Consider the following 7,823-nt stretch of genomic DNA (forward strand, 5'->3'; position numbering starts at 1 on the left):
TAAGTATTTCCTGCTGAATGCTTACTCCGTATTTTCTTGTCTCCTTATTGCAAAGGTACTGATAACTGATAACTGAAATTACGTCGTTTTACTATTAATGGTTGGGTCTGGAGAAATAATGAATAATGAATAATTAATAATTAATAATGAATAATTACAGCATATTTCGGGCAAACAAAAAAGTAAGTATTTCCTGCTGAATGCTTACTCCGTATTTTCTTGTCTCCTTATTGCAAAGGTACTGATAACTGATAACTGAAATTACGTCGTTTTTTAAGGGGATAAAAAAATAGGATATTCTTAATGTCAAGCTTCCTTATTGCAGGAGGTCTTGATAACTGTTAACGCAGTTCCGACCATAGGAGACTAACTAATAACTGAAATGACCTTCCTATATTCTCCATTCATATCTCAAATATTAGCTCTGTATCTGCTAAAATACTATTTCTGAAACTAGAGAAATTATAGAATTATGGCAAGTAGATTTTCAGCAACTAAAATGTTTAATCTGTCTAGTAAACCAACTATTTCAATGCAGATGATGTGGGTTGGCTTAATCATTACATTTTTATTTATATTAATTGCTATTTTATCCCCACTTTTAGAAAATTTCGACTTGCTCCAAGACCCCCAAGAATTTCTCAGTAACCCTATTCATCAATCACCATCTTTTGAACATTGGTTTGGTACAAATCGTCAAGGTTATGATGTATTTTCCCGAACATTATTCGGCGTACAAGTTGCTTGGCAAGTTGTAATTTTAGCCACAGCATTAAGTTTAATTATTGGCGTACCTCTAGGAATGGTAAGCGGTTATCTTGGCGGTAGAATTGATAAGGTTTTAATATTTTTTATGGATACTGTTTATACTTTGCCAGGATTATTACTTTCAATAACCCTAGCTTTTGTCGTCGGAAAAGGAATATTAAATGCAGCGATCGCTCTGAGTATTGCTTATATTCCACAATATTATCGAGTAGTTCGTAACCATACAGTTAGTGTAAAAAATGAACTTTTTATTGAAGCAGCAAAAGCCATGGGTGCTAATACTTGGAGAGTATTAACTCGTTATTTATTTCTTAATGTTATTCAGAGTGTGCCTGTATTATTTACTCTTAATGCTGCGGATGCAGTTTTAGTATTAGGAGGATTGGGATTTTTAGGATTAGGATTACCTCCTGAAACCGCCGAATGGGGAAATGATTTAAGGTTAGCTTTAGATGCTTTACCTACAGGTATTTGGTGGACTGCTTTTTTCCCCGGTTGTGCTTTAACTTTAATGGTAATTGGTTTATCTTTATTAGGGGAAGGATTGAATGAGTTTGTTAATCCTAAGTTTAGAAATTAATGAAGAAGGAAGAAGGAAGAAAGAAGAAGGAAGAGGGAAGAAGGAAGAAAGAAGTAAAGAAGAAGGAAGAAAGAAGAAAGAAGAAAGAGGAAGGAAGAAGGAAGAAAGAAGAAAGAAGAAAGAGGAAGGAAGGTTGATTATTGATATTTTGTTGTTTTATACCAAATTGAAAAAAGAATGTTACAAATAAACTGGCTAGTAAATAACTAGGGCTTGCTGATTAAATATAAAAGTCTTTACTGATATTGGTTTTAGGCTTTTTAGGTAGTGAAAAAGTACCCCTGTTTTCCCCTAAGAATGCTCAAAAATTGAGTATTTGGGTAAGAATAGGGTAGACTTGGGCCTGGGATAATTTTTCTTTTGTATGTCTTCTACAACCCCTGATTCCTCTTGAATCTTCACTACTCCCTACTCCCTGTCTTAGCAAAAAGACTTTTTCAGCAAGCCCTAACTAATAATCCACCTAAAACCTAAAACCTAGCACCTAGTACCTAACACCTACCACCTACCACCTAACACCTAGAAAATTATTTGTAGCAAACATTTATCAAATTGGTATTAGATATTCTATAAGTCAAGAGTAGTAATGGCAGTTTCTATAAAACCTATTAATTGGACTGTTTAATCTTAAATGTTACGATAGCAAATTTTTAAGAGATAACTTATACCGTTTCACGGAATTCAAAAGTCAAAAGTCATGCATTATGATTTTATAGCTCAAAACTTTGATGCTTCAGTAATTTCAGCAAATTATTCGATATCTAAGGTTTGAAACTATTTGTAACATTCTTTTTTCAAATTGGTATTATTCTATAGCGTTTTTAAATGAGATTTAAAACAAGAATTGGTTATTTACTAACAGTAAAAAATCCGGCAAACCTTCTTATACCAATTTGATAAAAATGCGAGGTTTTAGGTGGTAATGGTTCAAAAATGAGCGGATTTTGGTCAAGAGTTGGGCAGAAAAATCAAGGGACAATTCTTCCTACTATCTCCTCTATAATTCCCATTTATCCTGAGTTCCCCTCCTGGAAGTTGACTCCTACCCTCACCCATAAGACTTTTTCAGCAAACCCAAATTATTAATTATTAATTATTAATTATTAATTATTAATTATTAATTATTAATTAATTAATTACCATCTACCAAAAGCACCCCATACTGCCCCAGAAATTATACCCCAAATTGACCCAATACCTGCACCAACAATTACTCCTCTCAGTAAAGTAACTTGACGAATAATTCCTAAACTTAAAAAGAAATCATCCCCCATAGTTTTAGATAAAATAGCTCCAATAATTCCCCAAGCGATCGCCGTCAAAAAACAACCCCAAATTGCTCCAACAATTGCACCTCTTATCCCAATTAATTCTAATGCTAAAGGTAAAGGAGGAGCCATAATTAATCCACCTAATATAATTCCAGATATTGCTCCACCAATAGCACCATTACCACCACCAAAAATTACTGTAGCTATTAATAATTGAGGCAAGTTACTAGAGGTAATATCAATATTTGTTTGACTCCAAAACAGTAAGCAAACTATGGCAATTATACCTACAATTGTGCCAAAAAAAGAACCCCAAATTGCACCTAAAATTGCTCCCGACTTACCCCAAATTCTCGCACCTCCCAAAAACATAGGAGGTTTAAATAAACTCCAAACAAAACCAAAAGTTGCTCCCATAAATGCTCCTGAAATATATGCTCTACCAAAATTAGCATCCCGATTTAATATTGCTAAAATTAATCCTCCTATAGTGCTGCCCAGGAAAAAGCCACCAATAATTCCAAATATTATATAATTTTTGCTAGATTCATCCTGTTTTCCCATTAATGACTTCCAAATTAAGCTAATAATAGTACACCACAAGATACCCATTAATAATGCACTTACAATAGTGGCTAAATTTTGATTAATTCCTATGGATAAACCAGCCAAAGTAGCACCAAATAAAACACCCCAAACAGTACCACCAATTGTGCCCCAGATTATCTTATGAATTATATTTGTTTGCTTGCTAGGTAACTCTCTCATAATTTTTATTCTTGCTACACCATATAAGGTGTTAGATGTTAAGTTTTAGGTGGCTCAACTTTTTTTACCTGTAAGCATTCAGCAGTCAGCCAGCCTCCTATGGTCGGAACTGCGGACTTCAGCTATCAGCTATTGCTTTTAGTTTAGGATAAAAGCAATATTTAATTGTCTTACTACAGAAGTTGCTTCCCTTGCTCTTAAAGTCAGTTGTTAATTTAAGCACTGTCCTTAAGGAGAAAATCTTGTTGCTGTTAACGAAGTTCCTCCGCAGGAGGCTAGCTGACAGCTAATAGCTGAATGCTTACTTTTACCTTATACCTACTACCTAACACTTACAACCTTATTTTCAATTTAACTTACTACTAAAAACTTTCTTCAATAAACTATCCAAAAGCCTAAAAAATTATTTTTACTATCAGGAGCTATAGCAGAAGATGAGGTACTACTAGAATGTCTAGCAGCAATATTCCAAGAGTGTACTCTATGAAATTTTATATTAATTTTTTGACTTATATTCCCAAACTTTACCATTTGATAGGGAAAATTTATAATTATTATGCCAACAATTAGCGCATTATTTCTAAACATTTCTGTGCATATAGCAGAAAAAGGAAGAAAGAAAAATCTGGCAAGGAAAAATCTGGCGTTGTCTGAGTTTTAAGCTTTTGATATGTCCGCGCCCTTTGCTTTAACTGCTATATTGCATAAACTAAAAGTATTATCTGAAAAACTACCGATTTTTGTTGTTTGACAATATTTGATGACTATAGAGACTTTTCCATGTGTTCTTTAATTCATTTATGGACTGGTAAAAAATCAATATATCGAGCTGTAGAAGTATCTCTAATTATCATTTTATAGAAGATAGACTTTAACCAGTTACCCTTTATTCAGACAAAGATGATATGATAGTTAAGACTTATTTTTAATGATATTTTATGCATAATCAACAACCACCCAAAATTATTAAACAACGTCTGCAATATCAAGGCAGGAAATTTAACTTTGACGTTAACTATATGCGTCTACCTAATGGAGTTGAAGGAGACTGGGAATGTATTCGTCATCCGGGTGGAGCTTTATGTATTCCTGTTACTTCAGATGGAAAATTAGTCTTAGTAAAACAATATCGATTTGCTATTAAAGATAGGATTTTAGAATTTCCAGCAGGTACAATAGAAGAAAATGAAAATCCTGCTGATACTATCAAACGAGAAATAGAAGAAGAAACAGGTTATCGCGCTCATAAATGGCAAAAGTTAGGAGAATTTCCTCTTGCTCCTGGGTACTCGGATGAATTTATTTATGCTTTTTTAGCAGAAGATTTAGAAAAGTTGGAAAGTCCACCAGCGCAAGATATTGATGAAGATATAGAAACAGTTTTAATGACACCTCAAGAATTAGAAAAGGCTATCTTTGATGGAGAAGTTATTGATGCTAAGTCAATCTGTAGTTTATTCTTGGCAAAACCATTTTTATCAGGAAGGAAGAAGTAAGAAGGAAGAAGGAAGAAGGAAGAAGGAAGAAGTCAAAAGTCAAAAGTCAAAAGGAAGAAATAATTTTCCTTTTAGTCAATCCTCTTCTTTTGAAGGAAAGGTAATTATTAATTATTAATTGTTAATTATTAATTATTAATTAGGGTTTGCTGATTAAATATCGCGCTTATTGACTGATATTGGTTTGAGCAATTTTAGATCTGGAAAAAGTGCGAGGTTTTCAATGGTAATGGTTCAAAAATTCAGGATTTTGGGTGCATAGTAGGGCAGAACCATCTTGAGAAAATTCTTACTCCTACCTCCTCTAAATTCCCCTAACTCCTGTCTCCCCCTCCTGGGAGGGGTTAGGGGTGGGTTGTCTCCTGTCTCCTACCTTCACCCATAAGACTTTTTCAGCAAGCCCTAATTATTAATTGTTGAACTGCCTCTCATTGTATAGATTGAAGGATTTTTTTGCCTGATTTTTGTCTAATACCAATTACCAAAACTAATGCTATACTTAGAGAACTTCAATTATTAAGTAATTAATACAGGCTCATGGAACCTTTTTGATAATTAGCACGCCAGTTAGTATTAATTATTCTTATGTTTACTACTTTCCCACTCCCCTACTCCCCTACTCCCCCACTCCCCCACTCCTCTGCTCAATAAAATGTCTAACTTAATTCTCTTTTGGCATCGACGCGATTTACGCATTTCAGATAATATCGGACTTACACAAGCATCTCAACAAAATCAAAAAGTAGTAGGTATATTTTGCCTTGATCAAAATATTCTCAAACGAGACGATATTGCCCCCGCAAGAATAACTTATATGATTGGTTGTTTACAACATCTACAAAAACGCTACCAAGAAATAGGAAGTCAACTATTAATACTCTCAGGAAAACCTGCCGAAGCCATACCAAAATTAGCAACTTTTTTAGAGGCAAAAGCAGTATATTGGAATCGAGATGTTGAACCTTATAGTCGGGAACGAGACCGTCAAGTTACTGAAAATTTAGAAACAGTAAATATTCAAGTAAAAACATTTTGGGATCAACTCCTTCATTGCCCAGAAGAAATATTTACTTCTACTAATAAACCCTATAGTGTTTATACCCCATTCTGGAGAACTTGGAGCAGCAAAAAAAAATCTAACCCAGTCAATACTCCCCTACTCAAAGGGTTAACTGAAGAACAACTTCAACAAACAAAAAAAATAGCAACTATTGACTTACCCACTGCGAAAGAATTAGGATTTAATTGGGAAAACCCACTCATTCTCGAACCCGGAGAAACTATAGCGCTAGAAAAATTAGAAACATTTTGCCAAGGGGCAATATATTCATACCAACAACAACGAAATTTCCCTAGTATTGATGGTACATCCCTACTCAGTCCCGCCCTAAAATTTGGTACTATTGGTATTCGGACAGTTTGGGCAAAAACTCAAGAATTAATAGAAAATTGTTCTAGTGATGAAGCATTTGAAAATATCGAAACTTGGCAAAAAGAAATAGCATGGCGCGAATTTTATCAATATGTTATGTACCATTATCCCGAATTAGAAACTGGTCCTTATCGCCCACATTGGAAAAATTTTCCCTGGGAGAATAATCAAGCATATTTTTTGGCCTGGTGTGAAGGTAAAACTGGTTATCCCATTGTTGATGCTGCTATGCGTCAGTTAAATGAAACAGGTTGGATGCACAACCGTTGCCGAATGATAGTTGCTAGTTTTCTCACAAAAGATTTGATTATTAATTGGCAGTGGGGGGAGAAATATTTTATGCAGAAGTTGATAGATGGAGACCTTTCGGCAAATAATGGCGGTTGGCAGTGGAGTGCGTCGAGTGGAATGGATCCAAAACCGTTGAGAATATTTAATCCTGCATCTCAGACACAAAAATATGATCCAGAAGCAGAATATATTCGGGAATGGGTTTCAGAGTTGCGTAATGTAGATACGGAATATTTAGTTACTGGTAAAATTCCGGCAGATGAAAGGGAAGCTGTAGATTATCCTGCACCTATTGTTGACCATAAAAAACGACAACAACTATTCAAGTCACTTTATCAGGAGCAGAAAAATTGATTTTGTAGATTCTGTAGGTTAGGTAGAGATAAACAAAACTCAAAACTTGTTACCTTTTACGATCAAAATTTTCTTGCTTCTTGCTTCTTGCTTCTTGTTTCTTGCTTCTTGCTTCTTGCTTCTTGCTTCTTGCTTCTTGCTTCTTGCTTCCAAAAAAAAATAGTTCACCGCAACGCCGTCTTACCTCAGCTTTTGACCTGGATAATACCAGGTGGGTATCTCGGCCCAAGTTTAAAGTTTCTGGGTACAAGCCCAGTTTACTGCCACTCTAGCATCTAGATTCCCAATGTTTTTTGATTTGTAGGTCAAAAAAACATTTTTGGCAGTCACCAACGTCGCAGTAGAACCTAGATATTATTATAGCGATTATTTTTTGAATGTCATCCCCTGTGAGGAAAGTCAAAAGTCAAAAGTCAAAAGTCAAAAGTGAGAATTTGTAACCTTGACACTCTCAGGACTTACGCAAAGACACTGTGTATATAGTCCAGTAACTATTGGACAATAGTTATGAGTACTATATATAGCGTATCTGCGTAAGTCCTAACTCTATTAATTGACATCCTCCCCGGCCTAAAGGCGCGGGGATTCCTACCAAGCCGTAGCTCCTCGGTGGGTTGACGTCTCACGGGCTGCTGCTACTTTGGCAGTAGTCTGACGCTTGCCTCCACGTCCGTTTTTTGTCTCGGACTGCCCGCCCGCGACTAATATATTTATTGCTGCATTCTTGTCTCTATCGTGTTTTGCACCACAGTTAAGGCATTCCCACTCTCGCACTTGAAGGTCTAATTTGCCTCCACGAAAACCACAACAACTGCATTTTTGGCTGGTTGGCTCCCAACGATTAATTACTCTGAAATCGCGAC

General features: G+C 35.4%; 7 protein-coding genes and 1 other RNA gene. 5 read left to right on the forward strand and 3 right to left on the reverse strand.

Annotated elements, in window-relative coordinates; all coding sequences use genetic code 11:
- The first annotated feature begins 472 nt into the window (after positions 1–472).
- Both F6K54_RS35710 and F6K54_RS35715 read left to right on the forward strand, forming a co-directional pair.
- Positions 473–1,348, forward strand: a complete 876-nt coding sequence (locus F6K54_RS35710; protein ID WP_293088530.1) for an ABC transporter permease — start codon at positions 473–475, stop codon at positions 1,346–1,348.
- Positions 1,317–1,538 carry a hypothetical protein gene (locus tag F6K54_RS35715; RefSeq protein ID WP_293088532.1) on the forward strand — a complete coding sequence of 74 codons (222 nt, stop codon included), beginning with the start codon at positions 1,317–1,319 and terminating at the stop codon, positions 1,536–1,538. Before F6K54_RS35710 ends, F6K54_RS35715 begins: the two co-directional genes overlap by 32 nt.
- A 946-nt stretch (positions 1,539–2,484) precedes the next feature.
- Here F6K54_RS35715 and F6K54_RS35720 read toward each other — a convergent pair.
- Positions 2,485–3,387 (reverse strand): hypothetical protein, encoded by a 903-nt coding sequence (locus F6K54_RS35720; protein ID WP_293088533.1) that lies wholly within the window; start codon positions 3,385–3,387, stop codon positions 2,485–2,487.
- A 938-nt stretch (positions 3,388–4,325) separates the two neighbouring features.
- Between F6K54_RS35720 and F6K54_RS35725 the strand changes: the two genes are divergently transcribed.
- The 3 genes from F6K54_RS35725 (at position 4,326) to F6K54_RS35735 (ending at position 6,960) form a co-directional block, all read left to right on the forward strand.
- Positions 4,326–4,883, forward strand: a complete 558-nt coding sequence (locus F6K54_RS35725; protein WP_293088535.1) for an NUDIX hydrolase — start codon at positions 4,326–4,328, stop codon at positions 4,881–4,883.
- On the forward strand, positions 4,822–5,001 hold the full coding sequence (locus F6K54_RS35730) for a hypothetical protein (RefSeq protein WP_293088536.1): 180 nt from the start codon (positions 4,822–4,824) through the stop codon (positions 4,999–5,001). The genes F6K54_RS35725 and F6K54_RS35730 overlap by 62 nt, the downstream gene beginning before the upstream one ends.
- 534 nt (positions 5,002–5,535) lie before the next feature.
- On the forward strand, positions 5,536–6,960 hold the full coding sequence (locus F6K54_RS35735; RefSeq protein ID WP_293088538.1) for a deoxyribodipyrimidine photo-lyase, 8-HDF type: 1,425 nt from the start codon (positions 5,536–5,538) through the stop codon (positions 6,958–6,960).
- Positions 6,961–7,120: 160 nt separating this feature from the next.
- Here the strand turns inward: F6K54_RS35735 and ssrS are convergent.
- Positions 7,121–7,307: non-coding RNA, 6S RNA (gene ssrS, locus F6K54_RS35740), on the reverse strand.
- A gap of 241 nt (positions 7,308–7,548) precedes the next feature.
- The coding region (locus tag F6K54_RS35745; RefSeq protein ID WP_293088539.1) for a zinc ribbon domain-containing protein at positions 7,549–7,823 on the reverse strand (275 nt) is incomplete at its 5' end.

It is taken from the genome of Okeania sp. SIO3B5 (assembly GCF_010692555.1).
In the GTDB taxonomy this organism is placed as follows: Bacteria; Cyanobacteriota; Cyanobacteriia; order Cyanobacteriales; family Microcoleaceae; genus Okeania.

Bases quoted from the DNA above. Each gene is read 5' to 3' on its own strand.
- F6K54_RS35710 (WP_293088530.1), top strand. From the start codon at position 473: ATGGCAAGTAGATTTTCAGCAACTAAAATGTTTAATCTGTCTAGTAAA.
- F6K54_RS35715 (WP_293088532.1), top strand. From the start codon at position 1,317: ATGAGTTTGTTAATCCTAAGTTTAGAAATTAATGAAGAAGGAAGAAGG.
- F6K54_RS35720 (WP_293088533.1), bottom strand. From the start codon at position 3,387: ATGAGAGAGTTACCTAGCAAGCAAACAAATATAATTCATAAGATAATC.
- F6K54_RS35725 (WP_293088535.1), top strand. From the start codon at position 4,326: ATGCATAATCAACAACCACCCAAAATTATTAAACAACGTCTGCAATAT.
- F6K54_RS35730 (WP_293088536.1), top strand. From the start codon at position 4,822: ATGCTAAGTCAATCTGTAGTTTATTCTTGGCAAAACCATTTTTATCAG.
- F6K54_RS35735 (WP_293088538.1), top strand. From the start codon at position 5,536: ATGTCTAACTTAATTCTCTTTTGGCATCGACGCGATTTACGCATTTCA.